This window comes from Comamonas sp. lk, assembly GCF_900564145.1.
Lineage (GTDB): Bacteria > Pseudomonadota > Gammaproteobacteria > Burkholderiales > Burkholderiaceae_C > Comamonas.
Genome location: NZ_UOOB01000001.1, coordinates 1,539,902 through 1,562,893, shown reverse-complemented (window position 1 = coordinate 1,562,893; position 22,992 = coordinate 1,539,902). Strand labels below are relative to the sequence as shown.

Here is a 22,992-nt window from a genome sequence, read left to right as displayed (position 1 = left end):
GATATCCCTGGCGACAACCCCTCACAAGCCCGGGCCATGAACTCAGCGGATCTGCAGCGCCGCCATGCGGTCGTACAAGGTGGCGCGGGAAATCTCCAGCGCCTTGGCCGTTGCCAGCTTGTTGCCGCCGTTGGCCGCCAAGCTGGCCCGGATGGCTCGCGCCTCAAGCTCGGCCACCTGCTGGGCCAAAGGTCTGAGCAAAGCGCTATCGGCGACCATGGCATCGGCCGGAGCTTGCGCTGCAAGCGCCTCACCGAGCTGCACAGGCTTCACTCCGGCGCTTTGCAGCACCTGCAGCAACAGCGGCGTGGTGATCCGCGCATCATCGCCAAGCATGGTGACCTGCTCCAGCACATTGCGCAGTTCGCGGATATTGCCTGGCCAGTTTTGCACTGCCAGCAGTTGCAGAGCTGCAGCATCCAGTTCGGGCACCGGCATGTCGTTGCGCAGCGCCAACTCTTCGCCCAGCACTTCAACCAGGGCCGCAATGTCTGCCGCCCGTTCGCGCAGAGGCGGCACGCGAATCGGCAGCACATGCAGTCGGTAGAACAAGTCCTCGCGAAACAGCCCTTCCCGAACCATGCGCGGCAAATCCCGCGAAGTGGCGGCGAGCAGCCGCACATCAAAGCGCACCAGCTGGTTGGAGCCCAAGGGCTCGATCTCGCCTTCCTGCAAGGCGCGCAGCAGCTTGGCCTGCAAGCTCATGGGCATGTCGCCGATTTCATCGAGAAACAGGGTGCCGCCATCGGCCAGCCTGAATTTGCCGTCACGGCTTTTGCGATCGGCCCCGGTGTAGGCCCCAGGCGCCACACCGAAGAATTCGGCCTCCAACAGGGTATCGGGAATGGCCGCGATATTGACACTGACGAACGGCCCGCAGGCACGGGCCGAAGCACCGTGAATGGCGTGGGCCAGCAACTCCTTGCCGGTTCCGGTCTCACCCAGCAGCAATACCGGGCTGAGCGACTGCGCCGCGCGTCGGGCCTGGCGCTTGACCTCTACCGCAGCCGGGCTGCTGCCCACAAAGCTGGCAAAACTGTATTTGGCGCGCCGCTCGCCCGAAGCCATGGCGCGCAAGCTGTGGCTGCGCTGGGCCAGCAGCTCGCGCTTGGCCTCATCCAGGTCACGTTGCAGCAGCGCAAACTTGCTGATCAAAGGCTGCAGCGTGGTTTCGGGCTGATCAAACAGCACGATGCCTATGGCGCCAATCACGCTGCCTTCATCGTCGCGCAATGGCAGGCGACTCACCACAAAAGTGCCGGCGCGATTGGTCAGCAAGTCGATCAGAACCGGTTGGCCGGTCTCCAGCACCCGGCGCATCTGGGTATTGGGTATGACGTCTTCCACCATATGGCCCAGAAAGTCATGGACCGAGGCCACTCCCAGCCTCGGCAGCAACAGCTCATAGCCTTCGTTGAGCCAGACGATGCGTCCCGTCTTGTCGGCCAGAAACATGCCCTGGCTCATGCTGGAAAACAGCTGAAACATGGAGCGTGCGGCCAGCGCGTAAATGCCCTCGGGGTCGGCCGGCAGCCCTTTGCCCAGCATTTTGGCGCCCCCGGCCAGGGCCGGGCTTTCAGTCATATCGTTACGAGCAGTCATGTGGTCCCTCATGACCCCCATGCTAGGCGCCATACCGGCAAGCAAGGATCGGGGCAGACCATATCGGCGCCATCAAAAAATGAGCAACTCGCGCATATCCAGCAAGGGCCACAAGGCAAAACAGCTTGTGAAATAAAAAAACCCTTGTTCAATTGCTTGAACAAGGGCTGGAAATGCCAACGGGCACCAGGCGTCATGCACCCGCAGCAGGCTAGTAACTCATGAGCTCGTCAGGCCGCAGCCGGCTTGTTGGCTTGCTTGGCATCCGACATGCGCTTGAGCACGCGGGGAACAATCAGCACAGACAGCACGATGATGATCAGCGTCAGCGACATGGGGCGCTGCAGGAAGATCCACCAGCTGCCTTCGCCAATCGAGACCGCATTGCGCATCTGCGCTTCTGCCAGAGGGCCCAGAATCATGCCGACCACCACAGGTGCTGTCGGGAAGTCAAAGCGGCGCATGATCACGCCCAGCACGCCGATGCCGTAGAGCAGGAACAGATCGAACGCGCTCTGGCGCATGCCGTAGGCACCGACGGTGGCGAAGATCAGAATGCCGGCATACAGCTGGGGACGGGGAATCTTCAGCAGCTTCACCCACAGGCCGACCATGGGCAGGTTCAGCACCAGCAGCATCAGGTTGCCGATGTACAGCGAGGCAATCAGCGCCCAGACCAGGGTGGCGGAGCTGGTGAACAGCTGAGGACCGGGATTGATACCGTAGTTCTGGAAGGCACCCAGCAGCACCGCCGTGGTGTTGCTGGTGGGAATGCCCAGTGTCAGCAGCGGAATCAGCGCGGCTGTCACCGTAGCGTTATTGGCCGCTTCGGGACCGGCCACGCCTTCGATGGCGCCTTGCTTGCCGAACTCGGCCTTGTTGTCGCCCTTGGCCAGCTTCTTTTCAGTCGCATAGCTCAAGAAAGTGGGGATCTCGGTTCCGCCGGCAGGAATGCAACCGAAGGGCGTGCCGATCACCGTGCCGCGCAACCAGGCGGGCCAGGAGCGCTTCCAGTCTCGCTTGCTCATGTGAACGCGGGTCAGCTTGTTTTGCGACTCCTCGACCTTGCCTTCGTAGATGGCGGCATACAGCACTTCAGCCACGGCAAACAGACCCACGGCCACCAGCACGATATCGATACCGTCCAGCAGCTCCATCTGACCGCCGGTATAGCGCGCAGCACCCGAGATCTGGTCCATGCCCACCAGGCCTGCGGCCAGGCCGACAAACAGCGAGGTCATGCCGCGCAGCGAGCTTTGCCCCAGCACAGCGCTCACCGTGGTGAAGGCCAGCACCATCAGCATGAAGTATTCTGGCGGGCCCAGCTTGACGGCAAAGTCGGCCACAAAGGGGGCAAACAAGGTCACGACCACGGTGGCAAAGGTACCGGCCACAAACGAGCCAATGGCTGCCGTGGCCAGCGCAGCACCTGCGCGCCCGCTCTTGGCCATCTTGTTGCCCTCCATGGCCGTGACCATGCTGGCTGTCTCACCCGGAGTATTGAGCAAGATGGAAGTGGTGGAACCACCGTACATGGCACCGTAGTAGATGCCGGAGAAGAAAATCATGGATGCAGTCACATCCACCTTGGCCGTGATGGGCAGCAGCATGGCCACCGCCACGGCCGGGCCGATGCCGGGCAACACGCCTACGGCGGTGCCCAGGGCACAACCGACCAGGGCCCACAACAGGTTGACGGGTGTGATTGCCGTGGCAAACCCCGCCATCAATGCGTTGAAAATATCCATTACAGCCACCCCGTCGCAGTCAGGCCTGGCAGATTGATGGCCAGGAATTTGGTGAACATCCAGAACACAGGGGCCGAGATCAGCAAACCGGTGATGAGGTCCTTGATCCAGTTGGCAAGGCTACCTGCCTGCGGCTGGTGCGCGGCGCGGCGCAGGCCTTGAACGGCCAGCAAATAGCACAGGGCGCAGCTCAGAATAAAGCCCAGCGTGCCAATCAGGGCCGCATTGATCAGCAGACCTGCAGACACCCAGACAAAGGACAGGATGTCGGCCTTGGGCTGACCGCCAGGGTCCGCCGCAAAGCGAAAGCCGCCGGTCAGCGACTCCCAGATCAGCAAGCCACCGCACAGGCCCAGAACCGCAGCGCACAGCCAGGCCAGGAAGTTGGGGCCGACGCCGCCGTAGCCGGAGTCCGATGGGATCTGCAAAGCGCCCACCGCCAACCCTATGGCTACCAGCACGACGCCAGCGCCCACAATGGTCTGCGCCCGCGTGGACGGAACGTTCTCGCTGGTCGGCGCGTCAGGGTCGGCATAGGCCGACACCTGCGCAGCCTCAGCGGCATGGGCAAGGTCTTTTAATGAATCAGACATGATGGAGTTGCTTGTATCTGTGGTTTTTGAACTCAGTGAGGAGCACCTGGTCGCAAGGTGCAATCACTACCTCTACAACCTGCTTGGGTGATGGGTGCGCATGTTCAGGGCACCGCATATTCACATCCTCGCGCCGCAAGCTGCGAGGACGGGCCGGTTCAATCTGCCGGCACCAATCCGCCACTGAGAGCAACCGGGTACCACACCCGGTTGCCGGTTGGCATCAAATCATTCCGGACTTGGCCATGATGGCGCGCAAGCTGGCAAACTCATCGTCCACAAACTTGGCGAATGCATCCCCTGGCAACCAGGCCGGTGTCCAGTCGTTCTTTTGCAGCGCTTCGGCCCAGGCCTTGCTCTTGGTGGCTTTTTCTATCATGGCCACCAGCTCGTCACGCTGGGCCTTGCTGATGCCGGGAGCACCGTAGATGCCGCGCCAGTTGCCGATTTCCACATCGATGCCCTGCTCCTTGAGCGTAGGCACGTTGGAGCCCTTCAGACGCGCAGCCGAGGTCACGCCGATAGGCTTCATCTTGCCGCTGGTGATGTACTCGGCGAACTCAGAGTAGCCGCTGCCGCCCACGGTCACGTTGCCGCCCAGGATGGCGGAGATGGCCTCACCGCCTCCACGGAATGCCACGTAGTTGATCTTGGCCGGATCCACACCCACGGCCTTGGCAATCATGGCGGCGGCAATGTGTTCGGTGGAGCCGCGCGAACCGCCGCCCCACTTGACGGAGCCGGGGTCCTTCTTGAGCTGGGCCACGACTTCGGCCATGGATTTGAAAGGCGAGTTGGCTGGCAGCACGAACACGTTGTATTCGCTGGTCAAACGGGCCAGAGGCGTGGCCTGCGACAGGCTGACCGGTGGCTTGCCGGTGATGATGCCGCCCAGCATCACGGCGCCCATCACCATCATGGCGTTGGGATCACCCTTGTTGCTGTTCACGAACTGGGCCAGGCCAATGGCGCCGGCAGCGCCGCCCTTGTTGTCATAAGTGACGGAAGAAGCAACCCCTGCGTCCTGCAAAGCCTTGCCCACGGCACGGCCTGTGGTGTCCCAGCCGCCGCCGGGGTTGGCAGGCAGCATCATCTTGATGGCTGCGGCTGCCTGGGCCGACAGAGGCAAAGTGCCTGCAGCGGCCAAAGCTGCAAGCGACTTCAGAAAGGTATCACGACGCATGGTTTGCTCCTTATGTTGTGGTGTGCAGATGATGGACAGCGTGCCTGTCAAACAGCTGTCCAAACGTCTAGGGATATCCCTAGATTTACGCAGACTCCTGCCGCCTGCCCCTACGCCTGCATGCCGCGGTGCTAACGTGCGCACCATGCAATTGCTGCTTGTTGAAGATGACACCGCCATGCGCACCACGCTGCAGCGCACGCTGATGCGCCGTGGCATGCATGTGGAAGTGGCCGCCGATGGCCCCAGTGCACTGGCCCACTGGACCACCCGCGCCCCCGATGCCGTGGTGCTGGATCTGACCCTGCCCGGCCTGGATGGCCTGCAGGTGCTGGAGCGCGCTCGCGCCCAGGGCCTGCGTACGCCGGTGCTGATCCTCACCGCCCGCGGCACGGTAGGTGACCGGGTGCTGGGCCTGAATGCCGGTGCAGATGACTACCTGGCCAAGCCTTTTGATCTGGACGAGCTGGAAGCGCGTCTGCGCGCCCTGTTGCGCCGCAGCCATGACAGCTTTACGCCTAGAGCATCCGAGGAGTCAATGCAGCTGGGCGCCCTGCGCTATGAAAAGGAAAGCGGCGCCCTGTATCTCAACGACGAGGTCATGGAATTGACGCCGCGCGAGCTGGCCATGATGCATGCCTTGCTGGCCCGCCCCGGCCATGCCGTGGCCAAAGAGCGCCTGTTCAGCCTGGTGTTCCCCGGCGAGGCCGATGTGCAGTACGAGGCAGTGGAAGTGGTGGCTTACCGCCTGCGCAAAAAATTGACGGGTACCGGCCTGCAACTGGTCACGCTGCGCGGTCTGGGCTATCTCATCAAGGTCCAGGGCTCGGTATGAGCAAGCACGCGGCGCAGCCTATGGCATGGTCCCTGCGCCGGCTGCTGCTGACCGGCATTTTGCTGCCGGTGGTCTTGCTGATTGCCCTCAATGCCTGGAGTCTTTATCAGCAAACGCTGGCCTCGCTGCACACTGCCTATGACCGCACCTTGCTGGCATCGGCCAAAAGCATCAGCGAGGAGATCGATGTGCAAGGCTTTGACGAGAATGCCCATCTGCGCGCCATCGTGCCCTACTCCGCGCTGGAGATCTTCGAGGCCGACAACCAGAGCCGCATGTTCTACCGCGTCTCCAACCTCGACGGCGAACTGATCTCGGGCTTTGAGGAGCTGCCCATGTGGCGCGGCAAGATTCCACCGCGCCCGCCCTATGCCGCGCTGGTGGATTTCTATGACGACCATTTTCGCGGACGGCCGGTGCGCGTGGCCGTGCTGCTGCAACCGGTTGCCAGTTTCAACGGACGCGGCATGGCCGTGATTCAAGTTGCAGAAACCCTGGAGCTGCGTGAAACCCTGGCCCTGCAGATTCTGCGCGACACCCTGATCCGACAAGCCTTGCTGGTACTGGTGGTCGCCTTGATCGTGGTGATTGTGGTGCAGCGCGCCACGCGGCCCATACGCCAGCTCAGCCACGATGTGCGCGAGCGTGCGCAAGGAGATCTCAGCCCCTTGAGCGCCCCCGAAGCACCGCGAGAAATGCAGCCCCTGCTGGATGCCACCAACCAGACCATGGACAGGCTGCGCTTGCTGCTCAGCAACCAAAAACGCTTTGTGCGCGATGCCTCGCATCAGCTGCGCACGCCGCTGGCCGTGCTCAAAGCACAGGTGCAATCGGCCCAGCGCGGCGACATACCGCCCATGCAGGCTCTGGATGAAATCAACACCACCGTCGACCGCGCCACACGGGTGGCCAATCAGATGCTGGCTCTGGCCAAGGTGGAGCAGCTGCGGCAGGAAGACAGGAGTGCCAGCACGCCGGCCGTCGTCTGTCTTCTCGATGAAGTGGTGCGCGATGTGGCGCTGGAGTTGTCGCCGCTGATCGCCGAGCACGATATGGACTTCGCCATCGAGACCCAAGCCTGCCCCACGGCAGCGCATGAATGGATGCTGCGCGAACTCACGCGCAATCTGCTGCACAACGCCATACGCCACACACCGCAGGGCGGGCGCTTGCAGATCGACGTGAGAGCCCAAGATCAACAAGCCCGGCTGAGCATCATCGATAGCGGCAGCGGCATTGACAACGAGCTGGCACAGCGGCTGTTTCAGCCATTTTCCGCCGGCAATGCCCGCAGCGGCTCGGGCCTGGGTCTGGCCATCTGTCAGGAGATCGCCCAAACCCTGGGCGGCCATATCGAGTTGCGCAATCTGCATACCGTGGAAGGCGATGTGGCCGGCCTGCAGGCCCTGGTGCAACTTCCGCTTGCACCGAGCCCAGATGACAGCGGCACAATAGAGCCATGAGTGAAATCGAATCCATGCGCTTGGACAAATGGCTGTGGTGCGCGCGCTTTTACAAGACGCGCAGCTTGGCTGTGGAAGAAATCGGCAGGGGCCGCGTGACCGTCAACGGCTCCAACGCCAAGGCCTCGCGCGAGATACGCGTGGGCGACCGCATTCATCTCAAGCAAGGCAATATTCCCAAGGAAGTGCTGGTGCGCGGGCTCAGCGGCATGCGCGGCCCGGCCCCCGTGGCCCAGCAGCTTTATGAGGAAACCGCCCAGAGCATTGCCATACGCGAGCAACTGGCTGAACAGCGGCGCCTGGCCCCTGAACCCGCAGAGGCTTTGGCTGCTCTGCATACCGGCCGTCCCACCAAGCGCGATCGCCGTGAGATTGACCGTGCGCGCCAGGACAACAGCGAGCGCTGGGGCGACCGCTGGAGCGCATCCATCGATGATTGAACGTTTCACGCCCATCCGACGCAGGTATTGACGCCAACAGGCCTCTGCAGTGGGAACGCCTGTCTTCGGCACAGGCTGATGGGTCTGCCACATGCACGGCTGCTCCCGACGCAGCTCACCAAAGCTGGCCCTTGCCCCATCAAGTGAATATTCAGGGTTTTGAAAAGCCGGCACCTCATAAAATGAGAGCATCTTGCGCTTACATTGATTAGGTTTCCTGGAACTTTAATCAGGAAACCTATATCTCAAAGTCGCAAACAGCTCACTATTTCAGAGCACTCCCCCACGCTTTCTTCCAAGGTTCATGCAAGCGCGCATTGCCGCTTGCATTCGATATACGCATGCCTCAACCCTTCAACCGCACACCCTCGGCATTCCGTTTACGCAGCTCTTTGATGCGCTACAGCGCGGTGGCTCTGCTCTCGCTCAGCAGCCTGGCCTGCAACGCCAAGACGCCACTCAGCACGGCCACAGCCAGCCAGGCGGGCATCAAAAACCCTTCCAGCAGCACCCAAGGCTTTAGCCAGTGCCCGCAATTCTTTGCGAACGGCAAGCCTCCTGCATTGAACGAGCAGCCAAAATTGCGTGCGCTTTGTTATGACGCTTTTGCCATACTGCATAGCGGCCAGACCAAGACCCCGGTCTTCGTTGCCCAACGCCTGAACCGGGAACTGGTGGATGATGCCGACGAGAAGCGCACCAACAAGTTTTTTACCGATGCCCGCCTGCCTCGCAATGAGCGCGCCGAGCTCGATGACTACAAACGTTCAGGCTACTCCCGCGGCCACATGGCCCCAGCGGGCGACATGCCCACAGCCCAGGCCATGGCCCAAAGCTTTTCGCTGGCCAATATGGTGCCCCAGTCCAGCAAGCAAAATTCGGGCCCCTGGGCTCGCATTGAAAAAGATACGCGCAGCTACGCCCAACGTGCCCGGGGCGATGTCTTCGTCATCACCGGCCCCGTATTTGCCGCCGATGCCGCCAGCGTGGGTGGCAACCAGGTGCATGTTCCCACCTTTCTGTACAAGCTGGTCTATGACGCCCAGACCCATCGCGCCTGGGCTCACTGGCAAGCCAATGATGACGCGGCCCGCGTCAGCCAGCCCATCAGCTATGAAGAACTGGTGCGCCGCACCGGCATTGAATTTCTGCCGGGTACCGCATTGCAAACCTCGGCGCCCTTGCAGCAGGCTGCCAAGGAAGGTGACGCTCGCATTCAACAGCGCTGATACAGCAGTGCAAGCATCAAAAAAGGCCCCGGAGAGTCATCTCCGGGGCCTTTTGCTTTCGAATTCAAGACTCACTTGGCAGGCTTGAGCTTGGCTAGATCTTCGGCCGTCAGCCAACGCCACTGCCCAGGCGCCAGATCGGCAGGCAATTCCAGCTCGCCCATCTTCCAGCGATGCAGGCCTTCCACCCGGTTGCCCACAGCAGCCAGCATGCGCTTGACCTGATGGTATTTGCCTTCGGTCAAAGTCAGGTCCAGTACATGTTCATCCACCTGCTCGCACGCCGCAGCCTTCACGGGCTTGGGATCATCATCAAGCACCACACCATCCAGCAGACGCTGTACCTGACTGGCATCCAGCGGATGCTTGCAAGTCACGCGGTACACCTTGGCCACATGCTTTTTGGGTGACGACATACGGTGAATGAACTGGCCATCATCGCTGAGCAAAAGCAAGCCCGTCGTATCCTGATCCAGTCGACCAACCGCCTGCACGCCTTGAATTGCCCCTTTGTTGGGGCGCAGGCGCAGCGGTGCTGGCAGCAAGGAGTAAATGCTAGGGTGGGCCGACGGCTTTTGCGAACACTCTGTACCAGCAGGCTTATGCAGCAGCACATAACCGAGTGCGTGATATTCCCACTCCACGCCTTGCACTTTGAAGCGCAGCCCCTCAGGTTCGATATCCAGAGTGGAGTCCAGAACCTGCTCCCAAGCCTTGCTCTCGGGGTTCCACAGCTCTACCCAGCCCTGCTGCACCAGACCAGAGCACACGCGACGGATACCAAAACCTTGGGAATACAACATGTCCTGCAATTGCATATCAACGCCTTTCTAGTTCACACGGTGCAGTAGAGCAAATACGGCCCATTAAATAAAAAACCCCGCAGCCTTTCGACTACGGGGTTTTCACTGTAAGAGCCTGACGATGACCTACTTTCACACGGGAACCCGCACTATCATCGGCGCAAATTCGTTTCACTGTCCTGTTCGGGATGGGAAGGAGTGGTACCAAATCGCTATGGTCATCAGGCATAAACTTTTTGTCAGANGTAAGAGCCTGACGATGACCTACTTTCACACGGGAACCCGCACTATCATCGGCGCAAATTCGTTTCACTGTCCTGTTCGGGATGGGAAGGAGTGGTACCAAATCGCTATGGTCATCAGGCATAAACTTTTTGTCAGATCCAAGGCCCTCAATCAACTTCTTGATCAAGCCACCTTCAATCCAACGAATTCATAGAGTCTTTATCAGCTTTTTTATCTTTTGATTGCGCCTGGCATAACTTGAACGCTTTCACGTTCAGTCTTCACCTTGATTTCTCAATCAAAGTTATAGGGTCAAGCCTCACGAGCAATTAGTATCAGTTAGCTTAACGCATTACTGCGCTTCCACACCTGACCTATCAACGTCCTGGTCTCGAACGACTCTTTAGGGGGCTCAAGGCCCCGGCAGATCTCATCTTGAAACGAGTTTCCCGCTTAGATGCTTTCAGCGGTTATCTCTTCCACACTTAGCTACTCGGCAATGCCACTGGCGTGACAACCGATACACCAGAGGTGTGTCCACTCCGGTCCTCTCGTACTAGGAGCAGGCTTCCTCAAATCTGCAGCGCCCACGGAAGATAGGGACCAAACTGTCTCACGACGTTTTAAACCCAGCTCACGTACCTCTTTAAATGGCGACCAGCCATACCCTTGGGACCGACTACAGCCCCAGGATGAGATGAGCCGACATCGAGGTGCCAAACACCGCCGTCGATATGAACTCTTGGGCGGTATCAGCCTGTTATCCCCAGAGTACCTTTTATCCGTTGAGCGATGGCCCTTCCATACAGAACCACCGGATCACTATGTCCTGCTTTCGCATCTGCTCGACTTGTCAGTCTCGCAGTTAAGCACGCTTATGCCATTGCACTATCGTCACGATGTCCGACCGTAACTAGCGTACCTTCGAACTCCTCCGTTACGCTTTGGGAGGAGACCGCCCCAGTCAAACTGCCTACCATGCACTGTCCCCGATCCAGATAATGGACCAAGGTTAGAACCTCAAACACACCAGGGTGGTATTTCAACGTTGGCTCCATGTGATCTAGCGACCACACTTCAAAGCCTCCCACCTATCCTACACAGATCTGTTCAAAGTCCAATACAAAGCTACAGTAAAGGTTCATGGGGTCTTTCCGTCTTTCCGCGGGGAGATTGCATCATCACAAACATTTCAACTTCGCTGAGTCTCAGGAGGAGACAGTGTGGCCATCGTTACGCCATTCGTGCAGGTCGGAACTTACCCGACAAGGAATTTCGCTACCTTAGGACCGTTATAGTTACGGCCGCCGTTTACTGGGACTTCAATCAAGAGCTTGCACCCCATCATTTAATCTTCCAGCACCGGGCAGGCGTCACACCCTATACGTCCACTTTCGTGTTTGCAGAGTGCTGTGTTTTTATTAAACAGTCGCAGCCACCTATTCTTTGCAACCCCGTTTAGCTCCATTTGTACAACTTCACTTACTAGGGGTACACCTTCTCCCGAAGTTACGGTGTTAATTTGCCGAGTTCCTTCTCCTGAGTTCTCTCAAGCGCCTTAGAATACTCATCTCGCGCACCAGTGTCGGTTTGCGGTACGGTCGTATGTAGCTGAAGCTTAGTGGCTTTTCCTGGAAGCAGGGTATCACTCACTTCGTCTGCAAGCAGACTCGTTATCACCCCTCATCTTAGCCCGGCGGATTTGCCTACCAGGCATGACTACAGGCTTGAACCAACATTTCCAACAGTTGGCTGAGCTAACCTTCTCCGTCCCCACATCGCACTACATATCGGTACAGGAATATTGACCTGTTTCCCATCAGTTACGCATCTCTGCCTCACCTTAGGGGCCGACTTACCCTACGCCGATGAACGTTGCGTAGGAAACCTTGCGCTTACGGCGAGGGGGCTTTTCACCCCCTTTAACGCTACTCATGTCAGCATTCGCACTTCTGATACCTCCAGCATCCGTTACCAGACACCTTCACAGGCTTACAGAACGCTCTCCTACCACGTGCAATAAATTGCACATCCGCAGCTTCGGTAACTGGCTTAGCCCCGTTACATCTTCCGCGCAGGACGACTCGATCAGTGAGCTATTACGCTTTCTTTAAATGATGGCTGCTTCTAAGCCAACATCCTGACTGTTTTAGCCTTCCCACTTCGTTTCCCACTTAGCCAATTTTAGGGACCTTAGCTGGCGGTCTGGGTTGTTTCCCTCTTGAGTCCGGACGTTAGCACCCGGTGCTCTGTCTCCCAAGCTGTACTCGTCGGTATTCGGAGTTTGCATAGGTTTGGTAAGTCGCCATGACCCCCTAGCCTAAACAGTGCTCTACCCCCGACGGTAATACTTGAGGCACTACCTAAATAGTTTTCGGAGAGAACCAGCTATTTCCAAGTTTGTTTAGCCTTTCACCCCTATCCACAGCTCATCCCCTAGTTTTGCAACACTAGTGGGTTCGGACCTCCAGTACCTGTTACGGCACCTTCATCCTGGCCATGGATAGATCACTTGGTTTCGGGTCTACACCCAGCGACTAGACGCCCTATTCGGACTCGATTTCTCTTCGCCTCCCCTATTCGGTTAAGCTTGCCACTGAATGTAAGTCGCTGACCCATTATACAAAAGGTACGCCGTCACCCCTTACGAGGCTCCGACTTTTTGTAAGCATACGGTTTCAGGATCTATTTCACTCCCCTCCCGGGGTTCTTTTCGCCTTTCCCTCACGGTACTGGTTCACTATCGGTCGATTACGAGTATTTAGCCTTGGAGGATGGTCCCCCCATATTCAGACAAGGTTTCTCGTGCCCCGCCCTACTTTTCTCTAGCCTAGTACCACCAAACTGCTTTCACATACGGGGCTATCACCCACTATGGCCGGACTTTCCATTCCGTTTTGTTAGCAATCTGACTATCACTAGAAGGCTGTTCCGAATTCGCTCGCCACTACTATCGGAATCTCGGTTGATGTCTTTTCCTCTGGGTACTTAGATGTTTCAGTTCTCCAGGTTCGCCTCGCAACCCTATGTATTCAGGTTGCGATACCTATTGCTAGGTGGGTTTCCCCATTCAGAAATCTCCGGATCAAAGCTTATTTGCCAGCTCCCCGAAGCTTATCGCAGGCTATCACGTCTTTCGTCGCCTGTAATCGCCAAGGCATCCACCATATGCTCTTAGTCACTTGACCCTATAACTTTGATGTCTCTTGCGAAACAACAAAATCAAAATCAAAGACTGGTGAGGTCTCACACCTCACGCGTTATGCCGTAATGTGAATAATTCCTCGATATTGCTATCTTGGAGATATTCGTCATTACTAAATATCTTTGCTTTCGCAAAATATTTGTTTTGACGCAATCAAAATTGTTGCTGGTGGCACGGTCTGCACTAAACCTTTACGAATGTGCAGTTTCCACCAGCAACGCTGATTTCGACTCTATGAATTTTTAAAGAACAGCCTATTGATCAGATTGATCAATACAAAAGCAGTCTGAAGCCAGACTGCTTTTGTATTGAAGAGCCTTCGATTATAGCACCCTCAGGCACTAGGTTTTGGTGGAGGATGACGGGATCGAACCGACGACCCCCTGCTTGCAAAGCAGGTGCTCTCCCAGCTGAGCTAATCCCCCGGGATCCTCTAACCTGGCGTTGGAATTTATGGTGGGTCTAGTTGGGCTCGAACCAACGACCCCTGCGTTATCAACACAGTGCTCTAACCAGCTGAGCTACAGACCCATTCCTCAACCCGGCAAGCAAGAATCTCTTCTCATCTACCAAGCCTTGGCTTGTTCCAACAACCGATAAGTGTGGGCGTTCAATTGAAGCAGCGGTTTTCCAGAAAGGAGGTGATCCAGCCGCACCTTCCGATACGGCTACCTTGTTACGACTTCACCCCAGTCACGAACCCCGCCGTGGTAAGCGCCCTCCTTGCGGTTAGGCTACCTACTTCTGGCGAGACCCGCTCCCATGGTGTGACGGGCGGTGTGTACAAGACCCGGGAACGTATTCACCGTGACATTCTGATCCACGATTACTAGCGATTCCGACTTCACGCAGTCGAGTTGCAGACTGCGATCCGGACTACGACTGGCTTTATGGGATTAGCTCCCCCTCGCGGGTTGGCAACCCTTTGTACCAGCCATTGTATGACGTGTGTAGCCCCACCTATAAGGGCCATGAGGACTTGACGTCATCCCCACCTTCCTCCGGTTTGTCACCGGCAGTCCCATTAGAGTGCTCAACTAAATGTAGCAACTAATGGCAAGGGTTGCGCTCGTTGCGGGACTTAACCCAACATCTCACGACACGAGCTGACGACAGCCATGCAGCACCTGTGTTACGGCTCTCTTTCGAGCACTCCTCTATCTCTAAAGGATTCCGTACATGTCAAAGGTGGGTAAGGTTTTTCGCGTTGCATCGAATTAAACCACATCATCCACCGCTTGTGCGGGTCCCCGTCAATTCCTTTGAGTTTCAACCTTGCGGCCGTACTCCCCAGGCGGTCAACTTCACGCGTTAGCTTCGTTACTGAGTCAGTTAAGACCCAACAACCAGTTGACATCGTTTAGGGCGTGGACTACCAGGGTATCTAATCCTGTTTGCTCCCCACGCTTTCGTGCATGAGCGTCAGTACAGGTCCAGGGGATTGCCTTCGCCATCGGTGTTCCTCCGCATATCTACGCATTTCACTGCTACACGCGGAATTCCATCCCCCTCTACCGTACTCTAGCTATGCAGTCACAAAGGCCGTTCCCAGGTTGAGCCCGGGGATTTCACCTCTGTCTTACATAACCGCCTGCGCACGCTTTACGCCCAGTAATTCCGATTAACGCTTGCACCCTACGTATTACCGCGGCTGCTGGCACGTAGTTAGCCGGTGCTTATTCTTACAGTACCGTCATGGTCCCAGGGTATTAACCCAAGACTTTTCGTTCTGTACAAAAGCAGTTTACAACCCGAAGGCCTTCATCCTGCACGCGGCATTGCTGGATCAGGCTTGCGCCCATTGTCCAAAATTCCCCACTGCTGCCTCCCGTAGGAGTCTGGACCGTGTCTCAGTTCCAGTGTGGCTGGTCGTCCTCTCAGACCAGCTACAGATCGTTGGCTTGGTGAGCCTTTACCCCACCAACTACCTAATCTGCCATCAGCCGCTCTAGTAGCACAAGGCCCGAAGGTCCCCTGCTTTCATCCGTAGATCTCATGCGGTATTAGCTACTCTTTCGAGTAGTTATCCCCCACTACTAGGCACGTTCCGATGTATTACTCACCCGTTCGCCACTCGTCAGCCACCGAAGTGCTGTTACCGTTCGACTTGCATGTGTAAAGCATGCCGCCAGCGTTCAATCTGAGCCAGGATCAAACTCTATAGTTCGATCTTGAATTTAAAGTCTTGCGACTCACTCATAAAAACGGAATTGAAGTGAACTTCACTTCTATTTCCATGAGCGTTTGATTTAGTTCTAAAGAACTTGGCTGCTTGCCATCAAACGCCCACGCTTATCGGCTGTATCTTGTTAAGGATCCGAGAACAAAAACCAATCTAAACCGGCTTTCATTTTTTTGCTTGCTGCGATCAGCGAAGCCTTTGATTTTAGCACGACTTTCGCCATGCTTTTAAACGTTTTGGCGTTTTCTTCTCATCCTTCATTGCGAAGAAGGAGAAGAAAACGCCCGGCGCTGAGCCGGGCGTTTAGGCGTAAGAGCCTGACGATGACCTACTTTCACACGGGAACCCGCACTATCATCGGCGCAAATTCGTTTCACTGTCCTGTTCGGGATGGGAAGGAGTGGTACCAAATCGCTATGGTCATCAGGCATAAACTTTTTGTCAGATCCAAGGCCCTCAATCAACTTCTTGATCAAGCCACCTTCAATCCAACGAATTCATAGAGTCTTTATCAGCTTTTTTATCTTTTGATTGCGCCTGGCATAACTTGAACGCTTTCACGTTCAGTCTTCACCTTGATTTCTCAATCAAAGTTATAGGGTCAAGCCTCACGAGCAATTAGTATCAGTTAGCTTAACGCATTACTGCGCTTCCACACCTGACCTATCAACGTCCTGGTCTCGAACGACTCTTTAGGGGGCTCAAGGCCCCGGCAGATCTCATCTTGAAACGAGTTTCCCGCTTAGATGCTTTCAGCGGTTATCTCTTCCACACTTAGCTACTCGGCAATGCCACTGGCGTGACAACCGATACACCAGAGGTGTGTCCACTCCGGTCCTCTCGTACTAGGAGCAGGCTTCCTCAAATCTGCAGCGCCCACGGAAGATAGGGACCAAACTGTCTCACGACGTTTTAAACCCAGCTCACGTACCTCTTTAAATGGCGAACAGCCATACCCTTGGGACCGACTACAGCCCCAGGATGAGATGAGCCGACATCGAGGTGCCAAACACCGCCGTCGATATGAACTCTTGGGCGGTATCAGCCTGTTATCCCCAGAGTACCTTTTATCCGTTGAGCGATGGCCCTTCCATACAGAACCACCGGATCACTATGTCCTGCTTTCGCATCTGCTCGACTTGTCAGTCTCGCAGTTAAGCACGCTTATGCCATTGCACTATCGTCACGATGTCCGACCGTAACTAGCGTACCTTCGAACTCCTCCGTTACGCTTTGGGAGGAGACCGCCCCAGTCAAACTGCCTACCATGCACTGTCCCCGATCCAGATAATGGACCAAGGTTAGAACCTCAAACACACCAGGGTGGTATTTCAACGTTGGCTCCATGTGATCTAGCGACCACACTTCAAAGCCTCCCACCTATCCTACACAGATCTGTTCAAAGTCCAATACAAAGCTACAGTAAAGGTTCATGGGGTCTTTCCGTCTTTCCGCGGGGAGATTGCATCATCACAAACATTTCAACTTCGCTGAGTCTCAGGAGGAGACAGTGTGGCCATCGTTACGCCATTCGTGCAGGTCGGAACTTACCCGACAAGGAATTTCGCTACCTTAGGACCGTTATAGTTACGGCCGCCGTTTACTGGGACTTCAATCAAGAGCTTGCACCCCATCATTTAATCTTCCAGCACCGGGCAGGCGTCACACCCTATACGTCCACTTTCGTGTTTGCAGAGTGCTGTGTTTTTATTAAACAGTCGCAGCCACCTATTCTTTGCAACCCCGTTTAGCTCCATTTGTACAACTTCACTTACTAGGGGTACACCTTCTCCCGAAGTTACGGTGTTAATTTGCCGAGTTCCTTCTCCTGAGTTCTCTCAAGCGCCTTAGAATACTCATCTCGCGCACCAGTGTCGGTTTGCGGTACGGTCGTATGTAGCTGAAGCTTAGTGGCTTTTCCTGGAAGCAGGGTATCACTCACTTCGTCTGCAAGCAGACTCGTTATCACCCCTCATCTTAGCCCGGCGGATTTGCCTACCAGGCATGACTACAGGCTTGAACCAACATTTCCAACAGTTGGCTGAGCTAACCTTCTCCGTCCCCACATCGCACTACATATCGGTACAGGAATATTGACCTGTTTCCCATCAGTTACGCATCTCTGCCTCACCTTAGGGGCCGACTTACCCTACGCCGATGAACGTTGCGTAGGAAACCTTGCGCTTACGGCGAGGGGGCTTTTCACCCCCTTTAACGCTACTCATGTCAGCATTCGCACTTCTGATACCTCCAGCATCCGTTACCAGACACCTTCACAGGCTTACAGAACGCTCTCCTACCACGTGCAATAAATTGCACATCCGCAGCTTCGGTAACTGGCTTAGCCCCGTTACATCTTCCGCGCAGGACGACTCGATCAGTGAGCTATTACGCTTTCTTTAAATGATGGCTGCTTCTAAGCCAACATCCTGACTGTTTTAGCCTTCCCACTTCGTTTCCCACTTAGCCAATTTTAGGGACCTTAGCTGGCGGTCTGGGTTGTTTCCCTCTTGAGTCCGGACGTTAGCACCCGGTGCTCTGTCTCCCAAGCTGTACTCGTCGGTATTCGGAGTTTGCATAGGTTTGGTAAGTCGCCATGACCCCCTAGCCTAAACAGTGCTCTACCCCCGACGGTAATACTTGAGGCACTACCTAAATAGTTTTCGGAGAGAACCAGCTATTTCCAAGTTTGTTTAGCCTTTCACCCCTATCCACAGCTCATCCCCTAGTTTTGCAACACTAGTGGGTTCGGACCTCCAGTACCTGTTACGGCACCTTCATCCTGGCCATGGATAGATCACTTGGTTTCGGGTCTACACCCAGCGACTAGACGCCCTATTCGGACTCGATTTCTCTTCGCCTCCCCTATTCGGTTAAGCTTGCCACTGAATGTAAGTCGCTGACCCATTATACAAAAGGTACGCCGTCACCCCTTACGAGGCTCCGACTTTTTGTAAGCATACGGTTTCAGGATCTATTTCACTCCCCTCCCGGGGTTCTTTTCGCCTTTCCCTCACGGTACTGGTTCACTATCGGTCGATTACGAGTATTTAGCCTTGGAGGATGGTCCCCCCATATTCAGACAAGGTTTCTCGTGCCCCGCCCTACTTTTCTCTAGCCTAGTACCACCAAACTGCTTTCACATACGGGGCTATCACCCACTATGGCCGGACTTTCCATTCCGTTTTGTTAGCAATCTGACTATCACTAGAAGGCTGTTCCGAATTCGCTCGCCACTACTATCGGAATCTCGGTTGATGTCTTTTCCTCTGGGTACTTAGATGTTTCAGTTCTCCAGGTTCGCCTCGCAACCCTATGTATTCAGGTTGCGATACCTATTGCTAGGTGGGTTTCCCCATTCAGAAATCTCCGGATCAAAGCTTATTTGCCAGCTCCCCGAAGCTTATCGCAGGCTATCACGTCTTTCGTCGCCTGTAATCGCCAAGGCATCCACCATATGCTCTTAGTCACTTGACCCTATAACTTTGATGTCTCTTGCGAAACAACAAAATCAAAATCAAAGACTGGTGAGGTCTCACACCTCACGCGTTATGCCGTAATGTGAATAATTCCTCGATATTGCTATCTTGGAGATATTCGTCATTACTAAATATCTTTGCTTTCGCAAAATATTTGTTTTGACGCAATCAAAATTGTTGCTGGTGGCACGGTCTGCACTAAACCTTTACGAATGTGCAGTTTCCACCAGCAACGCTGATTTCGACTCTATGAATTTTTAAAGAACAGCCTATTGATCAGATTGATCAATACAAAAGCAGTCTGAAGCCAGACTGCTTTTGTATTGAAGAGCCTTCGATTATAGCACCCTCAGGCACTAGGTTTTGGTGGAGGATGACGGGATCGAACCGACGACCCCCTGCTTGCAAAGCAGGTGCTCTCCCAGCTGAGCTAATCCCCCGGGATCCTCTAACCTGGCGTTGGAATTTATGGTGGGTCTAGTTGGGCTCGAACCAACGACCCCTGCGTTATCAACACAGTGCTCTAACCAGCTGAGCTACAGACCCATTCCTCAACCCGGCAAGCAAGAATCTCTTCTCATCTACCAAGCCTTGGCTTGTTCCAACAACCGATAAGTGTGGGCGTTCAATTGAAGCAGCGGTTTTCCAGAAAGGAGGTGATCCAGCCGCACCTTCCGATACGGCTACCTTGTTACGACTTCACCCCAGTCACGAACCCCGCCGTGGTAAGCGCCCTCCTTGCGGTTAGGCTACCTACTTCTGGCGAGACCCGCTCCCATGGTGTGACGGGCGGTGTGTACAAGACCCGGGAACGTATTCACCGTGACATTCTGATCCACGATTACTAGCGATTCCGACTTCACGCAGTCGAGTTGCAGACTGCGATCCGGACTACGACTGGCTTTATGGGATTAGCTCCCCCTCGCGGGTTGGCAACCCTTTGTACCAGCCATTGTATGACGTGTGTAGCCCCACCTATAAGGGCCATGAGGACTTGACGTCATCCCCACCTTCCTCCGGTTTGTCACCGGCAGTCCCATTAGAGTGCTCAACTAAATGTAGCAACTAATGGCAAGGGTTGCGCTCGTTGCGGGACTTAACCCAACATCTCACGACACGAGCTGACGACAGCCATGCAGCACCTGTGTTACGGCTCTCTTTCGAGCACTCCTCTATCTCTAAAGGATTCCGTACATGTCAAAGGTGGGTAAGGTTTTTCGCGTTGCATCGAATTAAACCACATCATCCACCGCTTGTGCGGGTCCCCGTCAATTCCTTTGAGTTTCAACCTTGCGGCCGTACTCCCCAGGCGGTCAACTTCACGCGTTAGCTTCGTTACTGAGTCAGTTAAGACCCAACAACCAGTTGACATCGTTTAGGGCGTGGACTACCAGGGTATCTAATCCTGTTTGCTCCCCACGCTTTCGTGCATGAGCGTCAGTACAGGTCCAGGGGATTGCCTTCGCCATCGGTGTTCCTCCGCATATCTACGCATTTCACTGCTACACGCGGAATTCCATCCCCCTCTACCGTACTCTAGCTATGCAGTCACAAAGGCCGTTCCCAGGTTGAGCCCGGGGATTTCACCTCTGTCTTACATAACCGCCTGCGCACGCTTTACGCCCAGTAATTCCGATTAACGCTTGCACCCTACGTATTACCGCGGCTGCTGGCACGTAGTTAGCCGGTGCTTATTCTTACAGTACCGTCATGGTCCCAGGGTATTAACCCAAGACTTTTCGTTCTGTACAAAAGCAGTTTACAACCCGAAGGCCTTCATCCTGCACGCGGCATTGCTGGATCAGGCTTGCGCCCATTGTCCAAAATTCCCCACTGCTGCCTCCCGTAGGAGTCTGGACCGTGTCTCAGTTCCAGTGTGGCTGGTCGTCCTCTCAGACCAGCTACAGATCGTTGGCTTGGTGAGCCTTTACCCCACCAACTACCTAATCTGCCATCAGCCGCTCTAGTAGCACAAGGCCCGAAGGTCCCCTGCTTTCATCCGTAGATCTCATGCGGTATTAGCTACTCTTTCGAGTAGTTATCCCCCACTACTAGGCACGTTCCGATGTATTACTCACCCGTTCGCCACTCGTCAGCCACCGAAGTGCTGTTACCGTTCGACTTGCATGTGTAAAGCATGCCGCCAGCGTTCAATCTGAGCCAGGATCAAACTCTATAGTTCGATCTTGAATTTAAAGTCTTGCGACTCACTCATAAAAACGGAATTGAAGTGAACTTCACTTCTATTTCCATGAGCGTTTGATTTAGTTCTAAAGAACTTGGCTGCTTGCCATCAAACGCCCACGCTTATCGGCTGTATCTTGTTAAGGATCCGAGAACAAAAACCAATCTAAACCGGCTTTCATTTTTTTGCTTGCTGCGATCAGCGAAGCCTTTCATTGTAGCACTACTTTCATCAACCAGAGGAAAACCTCTCAACCTTTTGGCGACTAGCAAATTTTGCGTTTTGCTGAGTGCAGCCCTTCATTGTACACAAGATAAAAACCCTGCAAACAACTCAAAGCTTAGATCAACCCGCCTTCGCAAGCCTCTCAATAAAAAAGACGATCTTGCGATCGTCTTTTTTAAATCTGGCGGAAACGGAGGGATTCGAACCCTCGATGAGGCTCTACACCCCATACTCCCTTAGCAGGGGAGCACCTTCGGCCACTCGGTCACGTTTCCAGAATGACGCTATTGTAAACAGCTTTTCTGGCTACTTTTGGAAACTTGCGAAAATTATTCGCTCTTGTCCAAACCGAAGGCTGTGTGCAGTGCGCGCACGGCCAGTTCCAGGTACTTCTCATCAATGACAACAGAGGTCTTGATCTCGGAAGTGGAGATCATCTGGATGTTCACGCTTTCCTTGCTCAGCGTACGGAACATGGTGGATGCCACGCCCACATGGCTGCGCATGCCGATGCCAACAATGCTGACCTTGGCGATGTTGGGATTGCCCACCACTTCGCTTGCACCCAGAGCAGGAACCACTTTTTCACGCAGCAGATCCATGGCACGTTGGTAGTCGCCCTGGCTGACAGTGAAGGAGAAGTCGGTCTTGCCGTCTTTGGAGATGTTCTGAATGATCACATCGACTTCGATGTTGGCATCAGCGACCGGACCCAGGATGGCAGCCGCCACACCAGGGGTATCGGGCACACCCAGCACGGAGATCTTGGCTTCACCACGGTTGAAAGCGATGCCGGATACGACTGCCTTTTCCATTTTTTCGTCTTCCTCAAAAGTAATCAGCGTGCCGGACTTGGCTTCTTCTTCCAGATCGATGTCCCAGGGCGTGAAGCTGGAGAGCACGCGCATGGGCACCTTGTATTTGCCGGCGAATTCGACGGAGCGGATCTGCAGCACCTTGGAGCCCAGGCTGGCCATTTCCAACATTTCCTCAAAGCTCACCGTACCCAGACGCTTGGCAGCAGGCACCACGCGGGGGTCGGTGGTGTAGACGCCATCCACATCGGTGTAGATCAGGCACTCGGCCGCCTTCAACGCAGCAGCCACAGCCACAGCGGAAGTGTCGGAGCCGCCACGCCCCAGCGTGGTGATATTGCCTTCGGGGTCAATACCCTGGAAGCCTGTGACGATGACGACACGGCCAGCATCCAGATCAGCGCGCACACGCTTGTCATCGATGGACTCGATGCGCGCCTTGGTAAAGCTGCTGTCTGTGCGCACAGGTACTTGCCAGCCGGCATAGCTCACCGACTCCACGCCTTCGGCCTGCAGAGCAATCGCCAGCAGAGCCGACGAAGCTTGCTCGCCAGTGGCGGCCAGCATATCGAGTTCGCGGTAGTACGAATTCTTGGCAGGGCTGGGAGCCAGTTCGCTGGCCAAACCCAGCAAACGGTTGGTTTCGCCACTCATGGCGCTGGGCACGACCACCAACTGGTGACCTGCCCGAGCCCATTTGGCCACGCGCTTGGCAACGTTGCGAATGCGCTCTGTCGAGCCCATCGATGTGCCGCCGTATTTATGAACGATCAGTGCCAT

Annotated in this window: 10 protein-coding genes, 5 tRNA genes and 7 rRNA genes; 4 read left to right on the top strand and 18 right to left on the bottom strand. The window is 55.5% G+C overall.

Going from position 1 to position 22,992, the window contains the following annotated elements; translation table 11 throughout:
* Window positions 1–42: 42 nt before the first annotated feature.
* The 4 genes from EAO39_RS06985 to EAO39_RS06970 form a co-directional block, all read right to left on the bottom strand.
* Window positions 43–1,584, bottom strand: a complete 1,542-nt coding sequence (locus EAO39_RS06985; RefSeq protein WP_276209320.1) for a sigma 54-interacting transcriptional regulator — start codon at window positions 1,582–1,584, stop codon at window positions 43–45.
* 248 nt (window positions 1,585–1,832) lie between these two features.
* Window positions 1,833–3,350 (bottom strand): tripartite tricarboxylate transporter permease, encoded by a 1,518-nt coding sequence (locus EAO39_RS06980; protein ID WP_120966765.1) that lies wholly within the window; start codon window positions 3,348–3,350, stop codon window positions 1,833–1,835.
* Window positions 3,350–3,943 carry a tripartite tricarboxylate transporter TctB family protein gene (locus tag EAO39_RS06975; RefSeq protein ID WP_120966764.1) on the bottom strand — a complete coding sequence of 198 codons (594 nt, stop codon included), beginning with the start codon at window positions 3,941–3,943 and terminating at the stop codon, window positions 3,350–3,352. Before EAO39_RS06975 ends, EAO39_RS06980 begins: the two co-directional genes overlap by 1 nt.
* A gap of 223 nt (window positions 3,944–4,166) precedes the next feature.
* Window positions 4,167–5,126: a tripartite tricarboxylate transporter substrate-binding protein gene (locus EAO39_RS06970; protein WP_120966763.1), complete on the bottom strand. Its 960-nt coding sequence runs from the start codon at window positions 5,124–5,126 to the stop codon at window positions 4,167–4,169.
* A 145-nt stretch (window positions 5,127–5,271) separates the two neighbouring features.
* Here EAO39_RS06970 and EAO39_RS06965 point away from each other — a divergent pair, with 145 nt between their 5' ends.
* The 4 genes from EAO39_RS06965 (at window position 5,272) to EAO39_RS06950 (ending at window position 9,093) form a co-directional block, all read left to right on the top strand.
* A complete protein-coding gene (locus EAO39_RS06965; RefSeq protein ID WP_120966762.1) occupies window positions 5,272–5,961 on the top strand; it encodes a response regulator in 690 nt (229 codons plus the stop codon).
* A 20-nt stretch (window positions 5,962–5,981) separates the two neighbouring features.
* The gene (locus EAO39_RS06960) at window positions 5,982–7,424 is read left to right on the top strand and encodes a sensor histidine kinase (protein ID WP_240466909.1); all 1,443 of its coding nucleotides are present in this window, start codon (window positions 5,982–5,984) and stop codon (window positions 7,422–7,424) included.
* A complete protein-coding gene (locus EAO39_RS06955; protein ID WP_120966760.1) occupies window positions 7,421–7,864 on the top strand; it encodes an RNA-binding S4 domain-containing protein in 444 nt (147 codons plus the stop codon). The genes EAO39_RS06960 and EAO39_RS06955 overlap by 4 nt, the downstream gene beginning before the upstream one ends.
* Before the next feature lie 416 nt (window positions 7,865–8,280).
* Window positions 8,281–9,093: a DNA/RNA non-specific endonuclease gene (locus EAO39_RS06950; protein WP_120970785.1), complete on the top strand. Its 813-nt coding sequence runs from the start codon at window positions 8,281–8,283 to the stop codon at window positions 9,091–9,093.
* A 71-nt stretch (window positions 9,094–9,164) separates the two neighbouring features.
* Here the strand turns inward: EAO39_RS06950 and EAO39_RS06945 are convergent, their stop codons facing one another.
* The 14 genes from EAO39_RS06945 to EAO39_RS06880 all read right to left on the bottom strand — a co-directional run bounded on the left by EAO39_RS06945 (window position 9,165) and on the right by EAO39_RS06880 (window position 22,992).
* Complete coding sequence (locus tag EAO39_RS06945; RefSeq protein ID WP_120966759.1) at window positions 9,165–9,911, bottom strand: 16S rRNA pseudouridine(516) synthase; 747 nt, start codon at window positions 9,909–9,911, stop codon at window positions 9,165–9,167.
* Between the two features lie 98 nt (window positions 9,912–10,009).
* Window positions 10,010–10,122: ribosomal RNA gene (rrf, locus tag EAO39_RS06940) — 5S ribosomal RNA — on the bottom strand.
* Window positions 10,123–10,147: 25 nt separating this feature from the next.
* Window positions 10,148–10,260: ribosomal RNA gene (rrf, locus tag EAO39_RS06935) — 5S ribosomal RNA — on the bottom strand.
* A gap of 169 nt (window positions 10,261–10,429) precedes the next feature.
* Window positions 10,430–13,309: ribosomal RNA gene (locus EAO39_RS06930) — 23S ribosomal RNA — on the bottom strand.
* 366 nt (window positions 13,310–13,675) lie between these two features.
* A tRNA-Ala gene (locus EAO39_RS06925) sits at window positions 13,676–13,751 on the bottom strand.
* A 29-nt stretch (window positions 13,752–13,780) separates the two neighbouring features.
* Window positions 13,781–13,857, bottom strand: a tRNA-Ile gene (locus tag EAO39_RS06920).
* A 103-nt stretch (window positions 13,858–13,960) separates the two neighbouring features.
* Window positions 13,961–15,493, bottom strand: a 16S ribosomal RNA gene (locus EAO39_RS06915).
* A gap of 330 nt (window positions 15,494–15,823) precedes the next feature.
* Window positions 15,824–15,936, bottom strand: a 5S ribosomal RNA gene (gene rrf / locus EAO39_RS06910).
* Window positions 15,937–16,105: 169 nt separating this feature from the next.
* A 23S ribosomal RNA gene (locus tag EAO39_RS06905) occupies window positions 16,106–18,985 on the bottom strand.
* A gap of 366 nt (window positions 18,986–19,351) precedes the next feature.
* Window positions 19,352–19,427: transfer RNA gene (locus EAO39_RS06900), tRNA-Ala, on the bottom strand.
* 29 nt (window positions 19,428–19,456) lie between these two features.
* Window positions 19,457–19,533: transfer RNA gene (locus tag EAO39_RS06895), tRNA-Ile, on the bottom strand.
* A 103-nt stretch (window positions 19,534–19,636) separates the two neighbouring features.
* A 16S ribosomal RNA gene (locus tag EAO39_RS06890) occupies window positions 19,637–21,169 on the bottom strand.
* The 16S, 23S and 5S rRNA genes sit together here with 5 tRNA genes alongside, the layout of an rRNA operon.
* Before the next feature lie 410 nt (window positions 21,170–21,579).
* Window positions 21,580–21,672: transfer RNA gene (locus EAO39_RS06885), tRNA-Ser, on the bottom strand.
* A gap of 54 nt (window positions 21,673–21,726) precedes the next feature.
* A complete protein-coding gene (locus tag EAO39_RS06880; protein WP_120966758.1) occupies window positions 21,727–22,992 on the bottom strand; it encodes an aspartate kinase in 1,266 nt (421 codons plus the stop codon).

What these genes read in the sequence shown, in the direction of transcription:
- EAO39_RS06945 (WP_120966759.1), bottom strand. Translation starts at nt 9,911, where the DNA reads ATGCAATTGCAGGACATGTTGTATTCCCAAGGTTTTGGTATCCGTCGC.
- EAO39_RS06965 (WP_120966762.1), top strand. Translation starts at nt 5,272, where the DNA reads ATGCAATTGCTGCTTGTTGAAGATGACACCGCCATGCGCACCACGCTG.
- EAO39_RS06880 (WP_120966758.1), bottom strand. Translation starts at nt 22,992, where the DNA reads ATGGCACTGATCGTTCATAAATACGGCGGCACATCGATGGGCTCGACA.
- EAO39_RS06960 (WP_240466909.1), top strand. Translation starts at nt 5,982, where the DNA reads ATGGCATGGTCCCTGCGCCGGCTGCTGCTGACCGGCATTTTGCTGCCG.
- EAO39_RS06985 (WP_276209320.1), bottom strand. Translation starts at nt 1,584, where the DNA reads ATGACTGAAAGCCCGGCCCTGGCCGGGGGCGCCAAAATGCTGGGCAAA.
- EAO39_RS06955 (WP_120966760.1), top strand. Translation starts at nt 7,421, where the DNA reads ATGAGTGAAATCGAATCCATGCGCTTGGACAAATGGCTGTGGTGCGCG.
- EAO39_RS06970 (WP_120966763.1), bottom strand. Translation starts at nt 5,126, where the DNA reads ATGCGTCGTGATACCTTTCTGAAGTCGCTTGCAGCTTTGGCCGCTGCA.
- EAO39_RS06975 (WP_120966764.1), bottom strand. Translation starts at nt 3,943, where the DNA reads ATGTCTGATTCATTAAAAGACCTTGCCCATGCCGCTGAGGCTGCGCAG.
- EAO39_RS06980 (WP_120966765.1), bottom strand. Translation starts at nt 3,350, where the DNA reads ATGGATATTTTCAACGCATTGATGGCGGGGTTTGCCACGGCAATCACA.